General features: G+C 72.7%; 17 protein-coding genes. 6 read left to right on the top strand and 11 right to left on the bottom strand.

Translation table 11 applies throughout. The features are described from left to right. Positions 1 to 8: 8 nt before the first annotated feature. Positions 9 to 683, bottom strand: a complete 675-nt coding sequence (locus tag H1226_RS02980) for a response regulator (RefSeq protein ID WP_258345728.1) — start codon at positions 681 to 683, stop codon at positions 9 to 11. 29 nt (positions 684 to 712) lie between these two features. Further along, positions 713 to 2,215 carry a PspC domain-containing protein gene (locus H1226_RS02975; protein ID WP_373690006.1) on the bottom strand — a complete coding sequence of 501 codons (1,503 nt, stop codon included), beginning with the start codon at positions 2,213 to 2,215 and terminating at the stop codon, positions 713 to 715. An 82-nt stretch (positions 2,216 to 2,297) separates the two neighbouring features. Between H1226_RS02975 and H1226_RS02970 the strand changes: the two genes are divergently transcribed. From H1226_RS02970 to H1226_RS02955, 4 genes are all read left to right on the top strand, one after another. Then, positions 2,298 to 3,497, top strand: coding sequence for a PspC domain-containing protein (locus H1226_RS02970; protein WP_258345726.1), 1,200 nt, complete (start codon positions 2,298 to 2,300; stop codon positions 3,495 to 3,497). Further along, on the top strand, positions 3,490 to 3,684 hold the full coding sequence (locus H1226_RS02965; protein WP_224956116.1) for a hypothetical protein: 195 nt from the start codon (positions 3,490 to 3,492) through the stop codon (positions 3,682 to 3,684). Before H1226_RS02970 ends, H1226_RS02965 begins: the two co-directional genes overlap by 8 nt. A gap of 92 nt (positions 3,685 to 3,776) precedes the next feature. Then, the gene (locus H1226_RS02960) at positions 3,777 to 4,796 is read left to right on the top strand and encodes a LacI family DNA-binding transcriptional regulator (protein ID WP_258345723.1); all 1,020 of its coding nucleotides are present in this window, start codon (positions 3,777 to 3,779) and stop codon (positions 4,794 to 4,796) included. A gap of 275 nt (positions 4,797 to 5,071) precedes the next feature. Continuing rightward, a complete protein-coding gene (locus tag H1226_RS02955) occupies positions 5,072 to 6,001 on the top strand; it encodes a glycoside hydrolase family 16 protein (RefSeq protein WP_258345717.1) in 930 nt (309 codons plus the stop codon). A gap of 232 nt (positions 6,002 to 6,233) precedes the next feature. On the opposite strand, the gene guaA is transcribed toward H1226_RS02955, so the two are convergent. From guaA to H1226_RS02935, 4 genes are all read right to left on the bottom strand, one after another. Then, complete coding sequence (guaA, locus tag H1226_RS02950) at positions 6,234 to 7,775, bottom strand: glutamine-hydrolyzing GMP synthase (protein WP_258349325.1); 1,542 nt, start codon at positions 7,773 to 7,775, stop codon at positions 6,234 to 6,236. 237 nt (positions 7,776 to 8,012) lie between these two features. Continuing rightward, entirely contained in the window at positions 8,013 to 9,728 is a 1,716-nt protein-coding gene (locus tag H1226_RS02945) for an FAD-dependent oxidoreductase (RefSeq protein WP_258345716.1), read from the bottom strand. 342 nt (positions 9,729 to 10,070) lie between these two features. After that, complete coding sequence (locus H1226_RS02940; protein ID WP_224956122.1) at positions 10,071 to 11,201, bottom strand: GuaB3 family IMP dehydrogenase-related protein; 1,131 nt, start codon at positions 11,199 to 11,201, stop codon at positions 10,071 to 10,073. A 107-nt stretch (positions 11,202 to 11,308) separates the two neighbouring features. After that, on the bottom strand, positions 11,309 to 11,737 hold the full coding sequence (locus H1226_RS02935; protein ID WP_258345714.1) for an SbtR family transcriptional regulator: 429 nt from the start codon (positions 11,735 to 11,737) through the stop codon (positions 11,309 to 11,311). Between H1226_RS02935 and H1226_RS02930 the strand changes: the two genes are divergently transcribed. Continuing rightward, entirely contained in the window at positions 11,726 to 12,640 is a 915-nt protein-coding gene (locus H1226_RS02930) for an NmrA family NAD(P)-binding protein (protein WP_258345712.1), read from the top strand. The genes H1226_RS02935 and H1226_RS02930 overlap by 12 nt on opposite strands. Positions 12,641 to 12,689: 49 nt before the next feature. On the opposite strand, the gene guaB is transcribed toward H1226_RS02930, so the two are convergent. Further along, the gene (gene guaB / locus H1226_RS02925) at positions 12,690 to 14,201 is read right to left on the bottom strand and encodes an IMP dehydrogenase (protein WP_224956125.1); all 1,512 of its coding nucleotides are present in this window, start codon (positions 14,199 to 14,201) and stop codon (positions 12,690 to 12,692) included. A gap of 241 nt (positions 14,202 to 14,442) precedes the next feature. On the opposite strand from guaB, the gene H1226_RS02920 reads away from it, so the two are divergent. Next, the gene (locus tag H1226_RS02920; protein WP_224968014.1) at positions 14,443 to 14,844 is read left to right on the top strand and encodes a DUF5319 domain-containing protein; all 402 of its coding nucleotides are present in this window, start codon (positions 14,443 to 14,445) and stop codon (positions 14,842 to 14,844) included. A 93-nt stretch (positions 14,845 to 14,937) separates the two neighbouring features. On the opposite strand, the gene H1226_RS02915 is transcribed toward H1226_RS02920, so the two are convergent. The 4 genes from H1226_RS02915 to H1226_RS28055 all read right to left on the bottom strand — a co-directional run bounded on the left by H1226_RS02915 (position 14,938) and on the right by H1226_RS28055 (position 19,760). Continuing rightward, entirely contained in the window at positions 14,938 to 16,161 is a 1,224-nt protein-coding gene (locus H1226_RS02915; protein WP_258345709.1) for an anti-sigma-D factor RsdA, read from the bottom strand. 123 nt (positions 16,162 to 16,284) lie between these two features. Next, positions 16,285 to 16,857, bottom strand: coding sequence for a sigma-70 family RNA polymerase sigma factor (locus tag H1226_RS02910; protein WP_184483051.1), 573 nt, complete (start codon positions 16,855 to 16,857; stop codon positions 16,285 to 16,287). Between the two features lie 658 nt (positions 16,858 to 17,515). Further along, on the bottom strand, positions 17,516 to 18,112 hold the full coding sequence (locus H1226_RS02905) for a response regulator transcription factor (RefSeq protein ID WP_184483053.1): 597 nt from the start codon (positions 18,110 to 18,112) through the stop codon (positions 17,516 to 17,518). A gap of 298 nt (positions 18,113 to 18,410) precedes the next feature. Then, positions 18,411 to 19,760 (bottom strand): MerR family transcriptional regulator, encoded by a 1,350-nt coding sequence (locus H1226_RS28055; protein ID WP_309148813.1) that lies wholly within the window; start codon positions 19,758 to 19,760, stop codon positions 18,411 to 18,413. Positions 19,761 to 19,797 lie beyond the last annotated feature (37 nt).

The raw sequence follows: 19,797 nt of genomic DNA, 5'->3' as shown, positions 1-19,797 counted from the left end.
GCGACCGGTCAGACGAGCCTGCGGTCGCTGGCCCAGCGGGAGAGCTCGTAGCGGTTCGACAGCTGCGTCTTGCGCAGCACGCTCGACACGTGCGTCTCCACCGTCTTCACCGAGATGAACAGCTCGGCGCCGATCTCCTTGTACGCGTAGCCCCGGGCGAGCAGCCGCAGCACGTCCCGCTCCCGCGGCGTGAGCAGGTCCAGTTCCGGGTCGCCCACCGGCGCCGAATGCGGACCCTGGGAGAACGCGTCCAGCACGAACCCCGCGAGCCGCGGCGAGAACACCGGGTCCCCGGCGGCCACCCGGCACACGGCGTCGGCGAGCTCCCGGCCGGAGATGGTCTTGGTGACGTAGCCGCGCGCCCCACCGCGGATCACCGCGATCACGTCCTCGGCGGCGTCCGAGACGGACAGCGCCAGGAACACCACGTCCGGCTGCTCCCCCCGGACGCGCCGCAGCACCTCGGCACCGCCGCCGTCCGGCATGTGCACGTCGAGCAGCACCACCTGCGGCCGGTAGTGCGCGATGCCCGCGGCGGCTTCCGCGACGGAACCCGCTTCACCGACGACCTCCACCTGGTCGGGCGCGGTGGCGAGCTCGGCGCGCACCCCGGAGCGGAACAACGCGTGGTCGTCGACCAGGAACACCCGGACCGGGCGCTGGTCTGCTTCTTCGCTGGTCACGTTCTCCTCCTCCACCGGCCGCGGCCGGTTCACCGGCGGGCCTCGCGCGGCATGTCCATCTGCACTTCGGTGCCGGAGCCGGGCGCGGTCCGGATGCGGACGGAACCGCCGTTGCGCTCCATCCTGCCCCTGATCGAGTCGGCGATGCCGTGCCGGTCCGCGGACACCCGTTCCGGGTCGAACCCGGCGCCCCGGTCCCGCACGAAGATCGAAACCTGGTCGGGTTCGACCTCGGCGTACACGCTGACCTCGGCGACCCCGGCGTGCTTGGCGGCGTTCACCACGGCCTCCCTGGCGGCGGCGAGCTGCGCGGTGAGGGCGTCGTCCAGCTCGCAATCGCCGACGACGACCTGGTCCACGTTGATCGCGAAGGCGTCCTCCACCTCGCCGCAGGCCCGCGCGAGCTGCGCGGACAGCATCGGCCCCGGTTCGGCGGCCGGGGACTCCGGTTCGGCCGCGTCGCCCCGGCCGTAGCCGCCGGGGCCGTAGAGCCAGGTCCGCAGCTCCCGCTCCTGGCCGCGGGCGAGCCGCCGCACCTCGCGTTCCGAACCGGCCTGCTTCTGGATCAGCGCGAGCGTCTGCAGCACCGAGTCGTGCAGGTGCGCGGCGATCTCGGCGCGTTCCTGGGAGCGGACCCGCCCGGCGCGCTCCACGTCGAGGTCCCGCATCAGCCGCACCCACCAGGGCACGGTGAGCACCGCGGCACCGACCAGCGCGGTCACCGTGGACAGCAGCGCGAACTGGAGGTCGCTGACGCTGGCCGACCCGGCGAGGAAGACCACCGCGCCGATCACGACCAGCGCGGCGCCGGAGACGACCCGCACCACCGCGGACCGCCCGCCGCCGCCGAGCAGCGCGCCCGCCATCCCGGTGCGGGCACCTTCCCGCCAGCGCCGCCGCTGCGACTCGTCGGCTTCGCGCCAGACCACGGCGGCGCCGACCATCGCGACGCCGAGCGGGCCGGTGAGCCAGCCGGGCAGGATGCCGAGCAGTCCGACGGCGACCGCGAGCCCGAGGCCGAGGATGATCAGCCCGAGGCCCTGCTGGCGCTCCCGGTCGGTCATCGGCGGCTCGTCGCCCCCGCTCTGCGGCACGAAGATCCACAGCAGTCCGTAGCCGAGCAGCCCGGCCCCGCCGAACGCGGCCAGCACCGCGAACGAGGCGCGGACCCACAGCACCGACACCCCGAGATGGTCGGCGAGCCCACCGCAGATCCCGGCGACGAGCCGACCGCCGCGCCGCCGGTACAGCGTCGGCGGACGGGCGCCGGGGGCGGTGGGATCGCGGACCAGGTGGCCGTGCGGCTCGGTGGGCCGGTCCGGGTCCACCGGGAACGGGTCCGCGCCCGGCACGCCGAACGGAGCGGACGGTGCGGCGGCGGCCCGCGCGGCACCGGCCGCCTCGGGCCGGTCGGGTGCGCCGGGGTCCACCGCCGCGGTGACCGTCGGCGCCCGCCGCGGCTCGCGAGCTCGTTCCCGCTGGTACCGGTTCTTCACCCTGCGATGGTCACACGCGCGGGAGATCACGTGCATCGGGGAATCCCCAGGGCGTTCCGGGCCGCGCTCAGGGGCGTCCCCGATGTGGCCTGGCCGGTCACCGCCCGATAGTGGACGCATGAGCGGGAATGACAACGTCGGCGACACCCTCCGGGAGATGTGGGAGTCGCGACCGGCGCGGTTGCGGCAGGACCGCAAGCTCGCCGGGGTGAGCGCCGCGATCGGGCGGCGCTACGGCATCGACCCGGTGCTGGTGCGGGTGGCGTTCGCGGTGGCCACCATCCCCGGTGGCGGGGGCCTCGCGCTGTACCTGGCGCTGTGGGTGCTGCTGCCGTCCGATCCGGACGCGCCGAGCCGCAACCGGTTCGGCCGGCTGGTCGGGGTGGCGCTGGTGGTGCTGATCGGGGTCCCCACCGCGCTGAGCATGCTCTACCCGCACGGCTGGCTGGTGTTCGGCGCCGCGTGCGCCGGGCTGTACCTGCTGCACCGCGGCTACCGGGACCGGCAGGTCGCCGTGCTGAGCACGCCGGGTCAGGCGGCGCCGAGCGCGCCGGGCCAGGCCGTGGCGAGCGCGCCGGCGGCCCCGGTCGGCGAGAACACCTGGGTGTACCCGGGCGCTCAGCAGCGCGCCGAACCGCCGTCCTGGGATCCGCTGGGTGCCGCGCCGTTCGCCTGGGACCTGCCGGAGCCCGGGGTGGAACCGGAGCCGCCGCAGCCGAAGCGGACGTGGATCACCTGGGTCGCGCTGGCCGTGGCCGTGCTGGCCGGTGGGGCGGCGCTCACCGCGGGCGTCAGTGCCGGTTCGGCGCTCGCGGTGGTGCTGGGCGTGCTCGGAGTGGGCATGCTGTGCGCCGCGTTCCTGCGTGGCGGCCGGGCGCTCATCGCGTTCGCGCTGCCGGTGGGGGCGCTGGCGCTGCTGCTGGGCCCGGGTGCGGGCGACGACGCGGAACCGGCTCCGCCGCAGGACCGGCGGGTGGTGGCGACGACCACCGCGGGGCTGCGGGAGTCCTACCCGTACCTGGAGCGCGGCACGCTGACCCTGGACCTGCGGCAGCTGCGCCTCGCCGGCGACGAGCAGGTCGAGACCGGCGCGCACGTCGGGCAGGGGCGGGTGCGGGTGCTGCTGCCGCGGGACCTGGACGTCACCGCCGGGTGCACCGCGGAACGCGGCGCGGTGCACTGCCTCGGCACGCAGGAGAACGGGGGCGAGCACACGCGGCTCGACATCGACGATCCCGGTGCGGACGGGCCCGGTGGCGGCCACCTCACCGTGGAGGCGTTCGTTTCCGACGGAATGGTGGAGGTGCTCCGTGGCTGACGCGAAGGACGACGCGCGCTCGCAGTCCCCGGACGTGGTGCTGCTGGTCTCCGGTGCGCTGGCGCTGATCATCTCGGCGTCGGTGCTGCTCGGCGGTTCGCGGGACTTCCTGGTCGAGTGGTCGCTGGCCGGGGTGGCGGTGCTGGTGGGGGTGTTCCTGCTCGTCGCCTCGATGCGCCACCGCTGATGCCTGCCGGTGGCGCCCCGCCGCACCACCGGCACGGGCCGGACCACCCGCGCGCTCTAGGCTTCCGTCCACGGGGACGGAGGGGGAGGCGGATGAGCATGCCCGGCGGGCGGCCCACCTTGGAGGACGTGGCGGCCAGGGCGGGCGTGTCCCGCGCGACGGCGTCCCGCGCGATCAACGACTCCCCCCGGGTCAGCCCGGAGGCCCGCCGGCAGGTGGACGCCGCGGTGCGCGAGCTCGGCTACGTGCCCAACCGCGCGGCGCGGACGCTGGTCACCCGGCGCACCGGGGCGATCGCGCTGGTGCTCTCCGAACCGGAGGACAAGTTCTTCGACGACCCGTTCTTCGCCGCCACGGTCCGCATCGTGTCCCAGCACCTGTCCGCGGGCGACAGCCAGCTGGTGCTGCTGATGGTGCACCGCCCGGACGACCACGCGCGGATCGCGCGGTACCTGGCAGGCGGGCACGTGGACGGTGCGCTGGTGCTGGCCCCGCACCGCGGTGATCCGCTGCCCGCGGCGGTGCGGGACCTGCCGCTGCCGGTGGTGTTCGGCGGCCGGCCGTGGATCTCCGAACGCGGCCTGCACCTGGTGGACCACGACAACGTGGGCGGCGGCCGGCTCGCGACCGAGCACCTGCTGTCGCTGGGCAGGCGGGCCGTCGTGACGGTCACCGGGCCGCGCGACGAGCACGCCGGGCTGGAGCGGCTGCGCGGCTGGCGGGAGGCGGTCGGCGACGGCGAGGCGACGGCGGCGCGCTCCGAACCGGGCGACTTCACCGAGGCCGGTGGCGAGCGGGCGATGGCGGCGCTGCTGGCGCGGGTGCCGGAGCTGGACGCGGTGTTCGCGGCGAACGATCTGATGGCGGTGGGTGCGCTGCGGGCGTTGCGGACCGCGGGCCGCCGGGTGCCCGCGGACGTGGCGGTGGTCGGGTTCGACGACCACCCCGCGGTCGCGCCGCACGCCGATCCGCCGCTGACCGCGATCCGCCAGGACCCGGCGCTGCGGACGGTGCACATGGTGGCGCTGCTGCACCGGTTGATCGCGGGCGACCGGGTGGCGCCGGGTCGCGAGGTGCTGCCGGTGGAGCTCGTGCGCCGCGAATCGGCCTGAATCCCCGTTCTCCCGAACACCGGAAAAAATGGGAACGAACCAATCGCATTCATCCGGCTCCGAACCGTGATCGCGCGGCGTCGCAACTGGCAAAAACGGCGATATCGAGTACTTCGAATTGCGCAACCGGGTCCCGTTGAGCGGCGAACAGCAGCCGATCGGCCTAATCAGCCCCGTACTTCATCGATATAGCCTTTACCGGAACGTTTCAGGTGAGCAGCCTGTCCCGTTGAGAGCGCTCTCATCCTTCAACGTCCCCCCGAAGGAGACTTCTCGTGCCCCGAACCGGATTCAAGGCGGCAGGAACGACCCTCGCCGCGCTGTGCCTGTTCCCGTTCGTCACCTCTTCGGCGACCTCCGCGGTGGCGGCTCCGGCCCAGCCCGCGGCGCCGTCGCCGAAGGCGGAGGTGTTCTTCGACGACTTCTCCGGCACCGAACTCGACCGCTCCAAGTGGAAGGTCGAGGTCACCGGGGACAACTTCACCACCGTGAACTCGGAGCAGCAGGCCTACGTCGACTCCCCCGAGACGATCTACATCGACCACGACGACGCGAACACCGGTGCCGAGAACGGCGCGCTCGCGCTGCACGCGCGCAGCACCCCCGGTTTCCAGGCGCCGGACGGCAACACCTACGACTTCCAGTCCGGCCGGGTCAACACCCAGGACAACTTCGAGTTCACCTACGGCCGCTACTCGGCGAAGGTGAAGCTGCCCGAGGGCGGCACCAGCCAGGGCCTGTGGCCGGCGTGGTGGTCGCTGGGCGCCAACATCGACGAGGTGGGCTGGCCGCAGTGCGGCGAGGTCGACGTCATGGAGAGCGTCGGCGAGCCGTGGACCAGCGTCGCGCTGCACGGTCCCGAATACCACGGCGACACCCCGATCGCGGGGCAGCAGCAATTCGAGGGTTCCGACCCGGGCGACTGGCACGTCTACACGGCGGATTGGACCCCGGAAGGAATCACCTTCCTCGTCGATGACAAGGAGATCTACAAGATCACCAAGGCCGAAATGGAGCAGAACGGCTGGACGTGGGTGTACGACGACCCGCAGTTCATGATTCTGAACTTCGCACTCGGCGGCCAGTTCCCGAACGGCGTCAACGGCGTCACCGAACCCTATTTCGGACTCCCGCAGGAATCGGTCGACAAGGTGAAGGCGGGCAATGCGCGCTACCTGGTCGACTGGGTCCGCGTCGAGCAGTGATTCCCGCTCACGTGCGTCGTGACCCGCGCCCGCGACGCCCGTGAACCGGGTGGAGGCGGGCCCGGTGCGCCCGGTCCGATCCCGACCGCACCGCGGCTCCGCCCCCGACCTACCGGGTGAACGGACCGTTCGTCCCACGAGAGTGGACGAACGGTCCGTTCACTTCTTCCCGGCCCGGAAACGAGAACGGGCCGCGCGGTGATCCGCGCGGCCCGTCGGTTCCGGAGTCCGGTCACTCCCACTCGATGGTGCCCGGCGGCTTCGACGTCACGTCCAGCGTGACCCGGTTGACCTCGGCGACCTCGTTGGTGATGCGGGTGGAGATCCGCTCCAGCACGTCGTAGGGCAGCCGCGTCCAGTCCGCGGTCATCGCGTCCTCGCTGGAGACCGGCCGCAGCACCACCGGGTGCCCGTAGGTGCGGCCGTCGCCCTGCACGCCCACCGAGCGCACGTCGGCCAGCAGCACCACCGGGCACTGCCAGATGTCGCGGTCCAGCCCGGCCGCGGTCAGCTCCTCCCGCGCGATCGAGTCGGCCGCGCGCAGCGTTTCGAGGCGGTCCGCGGTGACCTCGCCGATGATCCGGATGCCGAGGCCCGGCCCGGGGAACGGCTGCCGGTGCACGATGGTCTCCGGCAGGCCCAGCTCCAGGCCGACCCGCCGCACCTCGTCCTTGAACAGGGCGCGCAACGGCTCCACCAGCTGGAACTGGAGGTCGTCGGGCAGGCCGCCGACGTTGTGGTGGCTCTTGATGTTCGCCGCGCCGCTGCCGCCGCCGGATTCGACGACGTCCGGGTACAGGGTGCCCTGCACCAGGAAGTCCACGTCGCCTTCGGAGCCCTGCACCAGGTCGCGGGCCGCCTGCTCGAAGCTGCGGATGAACTCCCGGCCGATGATCTTGCGCTTCTCCTCGGGGTCGGTGACCCCGGCCAGCGCGCCCAGGAACTGCTCGGTGGCGTCGACCGTCACCAGCTTCACCCCGGTGGCGGCCACGAAGTCCCGCTCCACCTGCGCCCGCTCCCCGGCGCGCAGCAGCCCGTGGTCGACGAACACGCAGGTCAGCTGCTCGCCGATGGCGCGCTGCACCAGCGCGCCCGCGACCGCCGAGTCCACGCCGCCGGACAGGCCGCAGATCGCGCGCCGGTCGCCGACCTGCTCGCGGATCGCCTGGACGGTGTCGTCCACGATCGACGCGGTGGTCCACTGCGGCTTGATGCCCGCGATGTCGTGCAGGAACCGGCGCAGCACCTCCTGGCCGTGCGGGGAGTGCGCGACCTCCGGGTGGTACTGCACGCCCGCCAGCCGGCGGTTCCGGTCCTCGTAGGCGGCGACCGGGGTGTCCTTGCTGCCCGCGGTCACGGTGAAGCCCTCGGGCGCCTTGCTGACCGAGTCGCCGTGGCTCATCCACACCGGGTGGTGGCCGGGCAGCTCCTCGTGCAGCGCACCGCCGTCACCGGTGATCTCCAGCTCGGTGCGGCCGTACTCGCGGGTGCCGGTGTGCTCCACCGTTCCGCCGAGGGCCGCGGTCATGGCCTGGAAGCCGTAGCAGATGCCGAACACCGGCACGCCCGCCTCGAACAGCGCCGGGTCGACCTGCGGCGCGTCCTCGGCGTACACGCTGGACGGGCCGCCGGAGAGCACCAGGGCCGCCGGATCGCGCCGGACGATCTCCTCGACCGGCGTGTCGTGCGGGACGACCTCGGAGTAGATCTGCGTCTCGCGGACGCGGCGGGCGATCAGCTGCGCGTACTGGGCGCCGTAGTCGACGACGAGCACCGGCCCCTTCCCCTCGCGCGGCGGACCCGATGCCGGGGACTGGTCAGGGCTGTTGGCGTTACCGGACACGTCGTCGAAACCTCCAGGCGGATGCGTGCGCTGGAACCCATCATCCCAGCTAACCCCCACCGCCCGGGCAGCGGCTCCGCATCGCCGTTCCCCCGCTCGGCGCGAAGACCGCCGGGGTCCCGCCGCCCCCGGTGCCGCGCGGCCGGGGCGGAGCGGCGGGACGGGCGGTCAGACCAGGGGCAGGCGCAGCGCCGCGGGGGCGTCGGCGGGGACCGCCGGGTGCTTCGGCGCGATCGGCGCCATCCGGTGGTAGCCCTCGGCCTGCGCGGCGCGCCGGTCCGGTTCGCCCTTGTTCGGCCACATGGAGAACGCTCGCTCGGCCTGGGCGGTGATCGTCAGCGACGGGTTCACCCCGAGGTTCGCGGTGATCGCGGAACCGTCCACGATCGACAGCGTCGGGTGCCCGTACGCCCGGTGGTACGGGTCGATGACGCCGTGCTCGGCGTCCTCGCCGATGGCGCAGCCACCGATGAAGTGCGCGGTCATCGGCATGTCGATCAGCTCGCCCCAGGTGCCGCCCGCGATGCCGCCGATCTCCTCGGCGACCCGCTCGTTGGCCTCCTCACCCGCGGGGATGAAGCTGGGGTTGGGCGCGCCGTGGCCCTGCCGGGAGGTGAGCCGGGAGCCGAACAGGCCGCGCTTGACCCGGGTGATCAGCGAGTTGTCCAGGCTCTGCATCACCAGCAGGATGATCGTGCGCTCGCTCCAGTTGCGCACCACCGCCATCTTCAGCGCCTTCAGCGGGTCGGTGCGCACGAACCGCAGCCACTGCTTCCAGCGCGGGTCCGGGTGGTCGCCCTTGGTCGGGAAGGTCTGCAGCAGGCCCATCGCGTTGCTGCCCTTGCCGTACCGGACGGGCTCGATGTGGGTGTCCTCGTCGGGGTGGAACGAGGAGGTGATGGCGACGCCGCTGGAGTAGTCCTGCTCGCCGAGCTGCGGCACCTGCGCGCCGATGATGGCCTCGGAGTTGGTGCGGGTGAGCTCGCCGAGCTTCGCCGACAACCGCGGCAGGTCGCCGCGGTCCCGCGCCCGGTGCAGCAGGTTCTGGGTGCCCCAGGTCCCGGCGGCGACGACCACCTGGTCGGCGGTGAACACTCGGCTGCCGAGCGCGGTCTTCGCCCCGGTGCGGCGGGTGCCGATGCGCCAGCGGCCGTCGCGGCCTTCGGCGAGCCGGTGCACGGTGGTCAGCGGGAACACCTCCGCTCCCCCGGCTTCGGCGAGGTGCAGGTAGTTCTTGACCAGCGTGTTCTTCGCCCCGACGCGGCAGCCGGTCATGCACGAGCCGCATTCGGTGCAGCCGGTGCGCGCCGGTCCGGCGCCGCCGAAGTAGGGGTCGGCGACGGTGCGGCCCGGTTCGCCGAAGTGCACGCCGACCGGCGTCGGGTGGTAGCTGTCGCCGACGCCCATGTCGGCGGCGACCTTCTTCATCACCACGTCGGACGGGGTGGTCGTCGGGTTGGTGACGACGCCCAGCATCCGGCTGGCCTGGTCGTAGTGCGGGGAGAGCTCGTCCTCCCAGTCGGTGATGTGCGCCCACTGGGAGTCGTTGTAGAACGGCTTCAGCGGCCGGTACAGCGTGTTCGCGTACACCAGCGAACCGCCGCCGACCCCGGCTCCGGCGAGGATGAGGCAGTCCCGCAGCAGGTGGATGCGCTGGATGCCGTAGCAGCCGATCTGCGGTGCCCACAGGAATCGGCGCAGGTCCCAGGACGTCTTGGCGAACTCGTCGTCGCTGAAGCGGCGGCCCGCCTCTAGCACGGCGACCCGGTAGCCCTTCTCGGTGAGCCGCAGCGCGGCGACGCTGCCGCCGAACCCGGAGCCGATCACGACGACGTCGTAGTGCTGCGGACCGCGCTGACCCTGAGCACCGTTGCTGGAAGCCATGCCGGACACGTTAGCCGTCATTACTCGCGGGTAGCCAGTACTTTCCGGCACTCCCGCGACCGAATTTCCCCACCCCGAGCCCGATCCACCCGATTCAGGACCAGCAACCCCCGGCCACCACCCCAGACCCGGGCGAGCACGCGTCTTCGTCCTGTCAGCGGCGAAGCCGATGAGCAGCGACCACCCGATCAACCGGACCACCCGCGGGTTCTCAGCGTCCTCGCGAGGACAGTTTTTTTCGCATGTGACGGAGCCACCTGCGAAAAAGATCCCGCAGCGAGGAGGACGCTGAGGTTCCGCCACCCCAGCCCTGCGCAGCAGGAGCGGGAAGACGGCCACGGATCAACGCCGCAGCGTCAGGCCGACCTTCTGGAACTCCTTGAGCTCCGAGTACCCGGTCTTCGCCATCGCGCGCCGCAGCCCGCCGAACAGGTTGGTGGTGCCGGACGCCTCGCTGCTCGGGCCGAACAGCAGCTTCTCCAGGTCGACACCGGCACCGGTGAAGCCCATGATCTCGCTGCGCGGCAGGCTCGGGTGCGCGGCGGCCGCGGTCCAGTAGTAGCCCTGGCCGGGCGCCTCCGAGGCCTCGGTGAGCGCTTCGCCGAGGACGACGGCGTCGGCACCGCAGGCGATGGCCTTCGCGATGTCACCGGAGTAGGACAGCGCACCGTCGGCGAGCACGTGCACGTACCGGCCGCCGGTCTCGTCGAGGTAGTCGCGGCGGGCCGCGGCGGCGTCGGCGATGGCGGTGGCCATCGGCACGCCGATGCCGAGCACCTGGGTGGTCGTGGTGGCCATCGACTCGCCGAAGCCGACGATCACGCCGGCCGCGCCGGTGCGCATCAGGTGCATGGCGGTGCGGTAGTCACCGACGCCGCCGGCGATCACCGGCACGTCGAGGTCCGCGATGAAGCGCTTCAGGTTGAGCGGCTCGCCGTCCCGCGCCACGTGCTCGGCCGAGACGATGGTGCCGTGCACCATGAGCACCTCGACGCCCGCGGCGAGCAGGTCGGGGGTGAGCTCCTCGGCGTGCTGCGGGCTGACCCGCGCGGCGACGGTGACCCCGGAGTCCTTGATCTGCTTGATGGCCCGGGTGAGCAGGTCGTGCCGCACCGGCGCGGCGTGCAGCTCCTGCAGCCGCTTGACCGCGGCGGTCGGCTCCTCGCTCTCGTCCGCGATGCGCACCACTTCGAACAGCAGGTCGTCGACGTTCTCGTGCCGGGCCCAGAGCCCTTCGGCGTTGAGCACGCCGAGGCCGCCGAGCTCGCCGACGCGGATGGCCGTCGCCGGGGACACCACGGCGTCGGTGGGGTGCGTCACCAGCGGGATGCCGAACCGGTACGCGTCGATCTGCCACGCCAGCGACACGTCCTGCGACGACCGGGTCCGCCGGGACGGGACGATCTCGATGTCGTCCAGCTCGTACCCGCGCATGGCCGTCCGGCCCATGCCGATCTCCACCGAATCCCGCACGTCAAGTCCTCCCTGCCAGCACCACAGCACTCCAACGGAGCATTCTCTCTACTCCGGGCTCGGACCTCGCATCCGCCCCGGTCTTTCGGGTCCGGCGCCCGGTGCGTTCAGGCGTGCGGAGCCAGGCCCGCCACGGTCAGCCGGAACAACCTGTCGGCTTCGGCGGCGGCGTCGGCGCGGTGTTCGACGGCCAGCACGATGCCGACGATCACCGTGATCAGGTCGGTGAGGGCGATGTCCGCTCGCACCGCACCGTCGCGCACGGCGCGGTCCAGCAGCGGTGTGCCCGCTTCCTCCAGCGCTCCGGCGCAGGTGTTGCCTCGGACCGGGTCGGTGTCGGGTCCCGCGTAGGACAGCGCGACCGCCAGGCCGCGGACGGTGGCGCAGTAGGCGACCACTTCGTCGAGCCAGCGCAGCAGCGCGTCGCGGCCGTCGGGCGCATCGGCCAGTTCGGCGGCGCGACGGCTCAGCGCGTCGATGCGGCTGTGCGAGACCGCTTCGAGCAGGGCGCGGCGGGTGGGGAAGTGCCTGCGCACGGTCGCCGATCCGACTCCGGCGGCGCCACCGGTAGGCAGGGCGGAGCCACCGCCCGCGCCCTGCTCGCCGCGGGCGTTCCCGTCCGCGCCCTGGTGCGCGACCCCGAGACCGAACGCGCCGCCGCGGTGCGCGCGCTCGGAGCCGACCTGGTGACCGGCGACCTCCGCGACCGCGACTCCCTGGCACCGGCGGTCGACGGCGTCCGCGCGGTCTTCTCCGTGCAGCTGCCCGAGCTCACCGCGGACGGCTTCGACTTCGACGGGGAGATCGCGCAGGGCACCAACCTCGTCGAAGCGGCCCGCGCCGCCGAGGTGGCGCAGTTCGTGCACACCTCGGTCAGCGGCGCCGGTCAGCACACCGAGGTGCCCGGCATGGCCGAAGGCCGGTGGGGGGTGGCGCGCAGCCTGGGCGCCAAGAGCGCGATCCAGGACCGGGTCCGCGAAGCCGGTTTTCCCAGCTGGACGCTGCTCAAGCCCGCCTTCTTCATGGCGAACTTCCTGCCCTCGATGGGCTTCCTGTTCCCGCGCGGCGTCGAAGGCGGCCTGGTCAGCGTCCTCAAGCCGGACACCCGGCTGTCCCTGATCGCGACGGCGGACATCGGGGCCGCGGCGGCCGCCGCGATCGCCGAGCCGACGCGGTTCCACGAGGTCGAACTGGAGCTGGCGGGCGACTTCCTGCCGATGGTGCGGATCGCCGAAGTCCTCTCCGGCGCGCTCGGCGTCCCGCTGACGGCACCCGACATGACCGAGGCCGAAGCGCTGGCCGCCGGGATGCCGGGCATGGGCACCACCCACGACTACCTGAACGCGGTCGGCCAGCCGGCCCGCCCCGAGTTCGCCGCCGAACTGGGCCTGCCGACCACCTCGTTCGAGGAGTGGGCGGCCGCGCACCTGCGCGGCTGACCCGGTGCGGAGTAGGACGCGGGAAACCTCGGCTCCCGCGCCCCGCACCTCACCGGGTCGTGTAGTTCGGCGCCTCGACGGTCATCGTGATGTCGTGCGGGTGCGACTCCTTGAGCCCCGCCGCGGTGATCCGCACCAGGTTGGCCCGCTGCAGCTCGGGGACCGTGGTCGAACCGGTGTAGCCCATGCCGGAGCGCAGCCCGCCGACGAGCTGGTCCACCACCTGCGCCAGCGGCCCGCGGAACGGCACCCGCCCCTCGATGCCCTCCGGCACCAGCTTGTCCTCGGACAGCACGTCGTCCTGGAAGTAGCGGTCCTTCGAGTACGACCGGCCCTGCCCGCGGCTCTGCATCGCGCCGAGCGAGCCCATGCCCCGGTACACCTTGAACTGCTTGCCGTTGACCAGCACCAGGTCCCCGGGCGATTCGGCGGTGCCCGCGAGCAGGCTGCCCAGCATCACGCTGCTGGCACCGGCCGCGATGGCCTTCGGGATGTCCCCGGAGTACTGGATGCCGCCGTCGCCGATGATCGGCACCCCGGCCGGCCGGCACGCCTGGTCGGCCTCGTAGATGGCGCTGATCTGCGGGACGCCGACGCCCGCGACGACGCGGGTGGTGCAGATCGAGCCCGGCCCGACGCCGACCTTGACGGCGTCCGCGCCCGCGTCGACGAGCGCCTGGGCCCCGGCGCGGGTGGCGACGTTGCCGCCGATGACGTCCACCGAGTGGCCCAGCTCCTTCTTCAGGGTGGCCACGGTGTCCACGACCGCCCGGGAGTGCCCGTGCGCGGTGTCCACGACGAGCACGTCCACCCCGGCGTCGACCAGCGCCATCGCCCGCTCGTGCGAGTCGGCGCCGACGCCGACCGCGGCGCCGCACAGCAGCCGGCCGTCCGGGTCCTTGGTGGCGTTGGGGTACTGCTCGGTCTTGACGAAGTCCTTGACGGTGATCAGCCCGCGGAGCTTGCCCGCGTTGTCCACGATCGGCAGCTTCTCGACCTTGTGCCTGCGCAGCAGGCCGAGCGCGGCCTCCGCGGTGACGCCGACCTGCGCGGTCACCAGCGGGGCGGGCGTCATGATCTCGCGCACCCGGCGGGTGTGGTCCACCTCGAACCGCATGTCGCGGTTGGTGATGATCCCGACGAGGGTGCCGTCGGGGTCGGTGACGGGGACACCGGAGATCCGGAAGCGGGCGCACAGCGCGTCCACCTCGGCCATCGTGTCCTCGGGCGAGCAGGTCACCGGGTCGGTGACCATGCCGGCCTCGGAGCGCTTCACGACCTCGGCCTGCGCGGCCTGCTCCTCCACCGACAGGTTCCGCTGCAGGATGCCGACACCGCCCTGGCGGGCCATGGCGATCGCCATCCGCGCCTCGGTGACGGTGTCCATCGCCGCGGACAGCAGCGGCACCCGCAGCCGCACGTTGCGCGACAGCTGCGTTCCCGTGTCGACGCCGCTGGGGATCACATCGGACTCATCGGGCAGCAGCAGCACGTCATCGAAGGTCAACCCGAGCGTCGCGAACTTCGCGGGGAAACCGGGGGCGGTGAGTTCGCTGGTCATGGCGAGGCGGTGTGCCTTCCTGCAAGCAACGGTGCGGTGACCGAAGGTTCCGGGCGGGGGGCTCATCGGCGATACCGGGCCACCGGAGGCGGCGGTTCGACGACGTCCCCGGCGCGAGCGGCAGGTGCGATTGCTCCATGATAGAGACCCCGCTGGTCAGACATGGGAAGCGGTGGTGCAACGCACGTGCGCACCCGCGCGGGCGCCCCGAGCGGCGGTGCAGGTCGTGGTGGGCGGTACCGTGCCGGGCGTGCCGCACGATCCGCTGCCCCCAGACCCGTTCGCGGGCGACCCGGACGACCCGAGCAGAGCGCTCGACGACCAGGAGCCCGAGTTCGGCCCGCCGCTGGGCGAGGACGAACGGGCCGAGCTCCTCTCCGACCTCACCGACCTGGCCGTCTACCAGGCGTTGCTGGAACCGCGCGGTGTCCGCGGCATCGTCGTGGACTGCACCGACTGCGGTGAACCGCACTACCACGACTGGGAACTGCTGCGCTCCAGCCTGGAGCAGCTGCTGCACGACGGTCGGATGCGCCCGCACGAGCCCGCGTTCGCCCCGGACCCCAGCGAGTACATGAGCTGGGAGTACTGCCGCGGCTTCGCCGACGGCGTCACCGAGACGGAGAACGAGAACACCCGCTGATCAGCGGCTCCCGCCTCCCCGCCGGGCACGAAGCCCACCGAACATGAAGCGGATCCGCGCCCCTCGCGGGCGCGGATCCGGATTCGTGCTCGCTCAGTTGGGCGAGGGGAACAGCCCGCCGCCGTTGTGCGGCGCCGAGGTTGAGTCCTCGGGATTCCCGCTGGACGGCAGGTCGGAGCTGCCGCTGGTTTCGCTCGGCTCCGTCGTCGGCTCGGTCGGCTCCTGCGAGGAGCTCGGCGTGCTCGGCGAGGTCGGCGTCGGCCAGTCCGGCGGCGGCAGCTGCGGGTTCGACGGCGGGGGCGGCTCGACGGTCGTCGTCGACGTCGGGTGCGAACTCGACGAGGACTCCGAAGTGGATCCGCCCGGCAGGTGCGGCTGCTGGAAGCGGTTCTCCAGCACCTGGTGCCGCGCCTCCAGTTCCTTGAGATGGGCACCGGCGTTCTGCATCGTCTCGTGCGCCAACTGCAGGGACACCTTCGCGTCGCTGTAGTTGCCCGAGTTCCACAGGCTTTCCGCCTCGTCGAGCTGCGACTGCGCCTTCTGGGCGGCCGCGGCCTCCTGGGAGTGATCGCTGTAGAGCACCTGCGCCACGCCCCACAGCATGTCGCCGGGCATCGCGTCCCGGGCGGCGAGGCCGACCCCGGTGAACCCGATCATCAACACCGCGGCGGCCGAGGCCACCGGGACCAGGTGCCTGCGGCGGGACTTGCGGCGCGGCCTGCTGCCCGCGGCGATCGCGGCGACCGCGGCATCGGTGTCCACCAGGTCGCCGATCGGCGCCGCGTCCACCTCCCGCCGCCACGCGACCAGCAAGGATTCCAGCGCGGGCGCGGTGTCGGCGGACTCCGCGGGCACGTTCGGATTGGTGCCGCCGAGCGCGTCGAGCAGCGCGTCGTCGGCCTGCAGTTCGGAGAGGTTCAGCGGTTCCGAACCGACCTCGTCGGCGTCGATCAGGCCCGCGGCCGTCGCCTGCTCGGTGTCGGCGTCGGTGAGCAGGGGGCGTCGCCGGAAGTCCAGCACCGTGGCACCGGGCTCCGCGGCCGAGGTGCCCGCCGGTTCGGCCGCGACCTCGTCCTCGGGGCGCGCCGCCCGGATCGTGCGCTGCTCGTCCGCCTCGTCCGCGGAACCGGACTCGCCGGTCCGTTCAGCGGATTCGCCAGGCGTGGCCGAATGGGCCGAATGGACGGTAGGGTGGTCCCCGGCGTCCCCTTCCGGACCGTCGGAGATCTCGGCGGTGTGCGACCCGGACGCCGCCGGGGTGGCGGAGTCGGACTCTCGATTGTCGATCAGCTCGGCTCCCTCGCCAGCGGCGGGCACGGCCGGAGAGTCCTCCGGCGCACGCGTTCCGCCCGCACGGTCGTCCTGCCGGCCGGAATCGACGGGATCGTCCGAGGCGTGCTCCCGTTTCGGGGCGCGCTCCGGTTCTTCCCGCTCGACCATTCAGACCACCTCCTCCGCGGACAGCGTCTTGCGCAGCCGGGCCAGTGCGCGGTGCTGTGCCACTCGCACCGCTCCCGGAGTCGAACCGACCGCTTCGGCCGTTTCCTCCGCGGACAACCCGACGACCACCCGGAGCAGCAGGATCTCCCGCTGCTTGGCCGGGAGGACGCGCAACAGCTGCGCCATCCTGCCCGAAAGCTCACCTTGCATGGCCCGCTGCTCCGGTCCAGCCTCGGATTCCGGGGTGTCCGGAACGTCCGCCACCGGCTCGGAGCGGTTGCGGGCCGACGCCCGATGAGCATCAGCCACCTTGTGCGCGGCGATGCCGTACACGAACGCCAGGAACGGACGACCCTGATCCCGGTAGCTGGGCAACGCCGTCAGCACGGCGAGGCACACTTCCTGGGCGACGTCGTCCGCCGAAGCGAACGACCGTTCGTTTCGTCCTACCCTGGCGCGGCAATACCGCACCACCAAAGGACGGATTTCGGCCAGCAAGCGCTCGATCGACTGACGATCGCCGTCGACGGCGGCGCCTACAAGTGCGTCCAGCCCGTCCCCCACGTTGCTCATCGCAGACAGCAGCCCTGGTGTTACGCGTTCAAGCGACTCGGATTTGCTCGGCGAACATCACGTGCACCGCACGCAGCGCCGAGGTCACCGTACCGGGAAAGGACAGATCCCTGAACAGGGAGTGGGGGCCAGCGGCGGTCGTTGTCACGTAACCATAACTACCAGATATCCACCCGAGCATCGTCCGCGCAGTCCGGAACCGGCAGTGATCGACGGATGGTAGGGGGGCGTTCGCGACACGACGATCGACTCCCGGCTCGTCCCGGCCGGGTCGTGGGACGTGTCCGCCGTCATGTCCCGGCGATGCGGAAGCACCGGGACATGGCGGCGGACACCGAAGTCCTGTCGACGCCGCCGAGCCCGAACGGCGGCGTCGAGGTGAACCGGGCGGCGGCCGCGGGGCCGCTTTCCGGCGAGGGGCGTCACACAGCAGGAAGGAGCTCCCGCGGAACCTCCTCGGATCATCGGTCGAGCCCTCGCGAACGAGGGCCCGGTCGCCGGGCTGTGCCGGGCACCGGAGTCGTCCGGGGCGAACCGCCCTGGACGAGCGCGATGCGAGGCGCGGCCCGCCGCCCGCGGGCGATCGGCGCACGTCGTGCTCCGACCGGAACCCGGATGATCGAGCGAGCAGGTAGGCATCCGCGGAGTCCCGTTCGACTCAGGCGACCAGCCCTCGTCTGAACCCGTGCGCCACCGCCTGTGCCCGATCGCGCACTCCGAGCTTCCGGAAGAGCCGACGGGCATGGGTCTTGACGGTGTCCTCGGACAGGTAGAGCTCGCGGCCGATCTGGCCGTTGCTCTTCCCCTGGCTCATCCCCCGCAGCACTTGCAGCTCGCGTTCGGTGAGCTGCACGCCCGGATCGGACGGCTGCCGCGGCGCGGGGACGGACGTGCTGGCCAAGGTGTGCGCCAGCGCGGCGACCAGCTCCGGCCGCGAGGCGTCCCAGCGCAGGTATCCGCGCGCACCGCCGGCGATGGCCGCCGCGATGCTGCCCGCGTCGTCCGGCGCACCGAAGACGATCACGTTGGCCTGGGGGTGGGCGGAGACGAGCCGCCTGGTGGCCTCGACACCGTTCGGCACCGCGCGTTGGGTGCCGACCAGCACGACGTCCACCGCTTGCCGCGCGAAGCGCGCGAGCAGCTCGTCACCGTGTGCTACGCAATCAATCCGGCTCACTCCTGGGACAGCAGACATCACGCGAGTGAGCCCTTCCCGGACGCTGCGTCGGTCATCGCAGATCAGGACCGTCGTCACGGGAACTCCTTCCTGCAGGCGAGTGACGTTCCTCTTCCCCTATCGGACGCAGTGCGGCGAACCTTGACACGATCTAGTGCTGAATCCGTCCAGAGATCGGCTCACGCCACTCGTTCGAGATATTCACCGGAACGGAGCAGGGCCCGACGCGGGTGCGGGCGAGAGCCGATGTCACCCCTCGCTCAAGGCCCATACCTGCGATATTCACCCTGTTGTGGCCCTGTCGGGCGATCAGCCACCCGATCTCGCGACCCCCGGCATTCGGCCAAAACTTGCCAGAAGTGATTTGCGTCACATGTCAATCGAGCACGACGCGAACGACGCCTTCCGCGGCCTCCGCGAGGTTCGAGACCGTCTCCGCATGCCCCGGCAACCGGCCCGGCGCCCAGCCCGATCCGGCGGCGAACACCCGGGCCCGCTGGCGCGTTCCGGGCAAGCCGGCGAGCAGTGCGGGCGCCGCGTAGTGCGGCTGCTCCGACCAGAGCACCACCACCGACGGCGCCGCCCGGCGCACCGCGGCGTTCAAGCCCTCCGGCGGCAGGCCCGCGCCGAACAACCGGATCCCCACGCCGCGGGCGGCCAGTTCGGCGGCCAGCGCGACCAGCTCCAGCTCCTGCTGCTCCCCCGGCACCGGCGCGAGCAGCACCGGGCGCGGGTTGCGCGGTTCGGGAGCGGTGGCCAGCACCGCGCGTAACGCGGTCGACGCGCTGTCGGCGAGCAGCCGCAGCGCTTCCACCCCGGTCCCGGTGTGCTGCCAGCGCTCGGTCACCGCGGTCAGCACCGGCGACAGCACCTCGGACCAGGTGGCGAGCACGCCGTGGTGCTCGATCGACTCGGCGAGCAGGCGCTGCTGGTGCCAGGCGTCCAGCGCGAGGACCGCCCGCCCCAGCCCCCGGGCGCGCGGCCCGGCACCGGTCAGGCGCAGACCCCGCCCGCCCGGGTTGGCGGCGGACGCGACGGGTTCCTCGTCCAGCGGGTCGAGCACGCCGGAGATGAGGACGGGTTCGGCGGTCGCGGGGGCGGCGGGCGCCGCCGCGCCGTCCTCGTGCCGGGGCAGCGGCGGGGTCGCGGCGAGCGCGTAGCGGGCGGCTTCAGCCGGGGACGCGCCGCGGAGCAGGGCTCGCTGCATCTGCTCCAGCCGGGCGACGTCCTCGGGCCCGTAGCGGCGGTGGCGCCCGGTGGCGTGGTCGGTGGGGCCCAGCCCGTAGCGGCGGTCCCAGGTGCGCAGGGTCGCGGGCGCGACGCCGAGCCTGCGGGCGACGGCCGCGACGGAGAGGCGGGGCTCCTCCGGCTCGGCGGCGCCGGACGGTTCTGCCGCGCCGAGCAGTCCGGTGGCGAGCTCGGCGTCCGGCCGGTCGTCCGGTGCGCCGTCCGCGTCCGCTCCTCCCGACGTTCCCGACCGGTCTTCGGCGGTGGTGCCCGGATCCTCGTCCTGCCGGGCCGTCGGCTCCGGATCGCGGCGGTGCCTGCCGCCCTCGCCGGCGGCTCGGTCCGCGCCCGCCTCCGCGATCTTGCGGTGGGCGCCGTTCCGATCTTCGCCGGTGCCTGCGGCGCCACCGGCGAGCGCCGGGCCGTCCGGGTGGTCGGCAAGTCGTGGATCAACCGCCCGGGCGGCGCCGTGCTGCCCGGACAGGGGTTCCTCCCGCATGGTCACGCGGTCATGTTCCGGATCGTGGCGGCCGGTG

This window comes from Saccharopolyspora gregorii (assembly GCF_024734405.1).
In the GTDB taxonomy this organism is placed as follows: Bacteria; Actinomycetota; Actinomycetes; order Mycobacteriales; family Pseudonocardiaceae; genus Saccharopolyspora_C; species Saccharopolyspora_C gregorii.
This window is presented reverse-complemented; position numbering and strand designations above follow the sequence as displayed.

Excerpts from the sequence above, each read along its gene's own strand:
- H1226_RS02945 (WP_258345716.1), bottom strand. The coding sequence starts at position 9,728 with ATGGCTTCCAGCAACGGTGCTCAGGGTCAGCGCGGTCCGCAGCACTAC.
- H1226_RS02975 (WP_373690006.1), bottom strand. The coding sequence starts at position 2,215 with ATGCACGTGATCTCCCGCGCGTGTGACCATCGCAGGGTGAAGAACCGG.
- H1226_RS02970 (WP_258345726.1), top strand. The coding sequence starts at position 2,298 with ATGAGCGGGAATGACAACGTCGGCGACACCCTCCGGGAGATGTGGGAG.
- H1226_RS28055 (WP_309148813.1), bottom strand. The coding sequence starts at position 19,760 with ATGCGGGAGGAACCCCTGTCCGGGCAGCACGGCGCCGCCCGGGCGGTT.
- H1226_RS02910 (WP_184483051.1), bottom strand. The coding sequence starts at position 16,857 with ATGAGCAACGTGGGGGACGGGCTGGACGCACTTGTAGGCGCCGCCGTC.
- guaB (WP_224956125.1), bottom strand. The coding sequence starts at position 14,201 with ATGACCAGCGAACTCACCGCCCCCGGTTTCCCCGCGAAGTTCGCGACG.
- H1226_RS02960 (WP_258345723.1), top strand. The coding sequence starts at position 3,777 with ATGAGCATGCCCGGCGGGCGGCCCACCTTGGAGGACGTGGCGGCCAGG.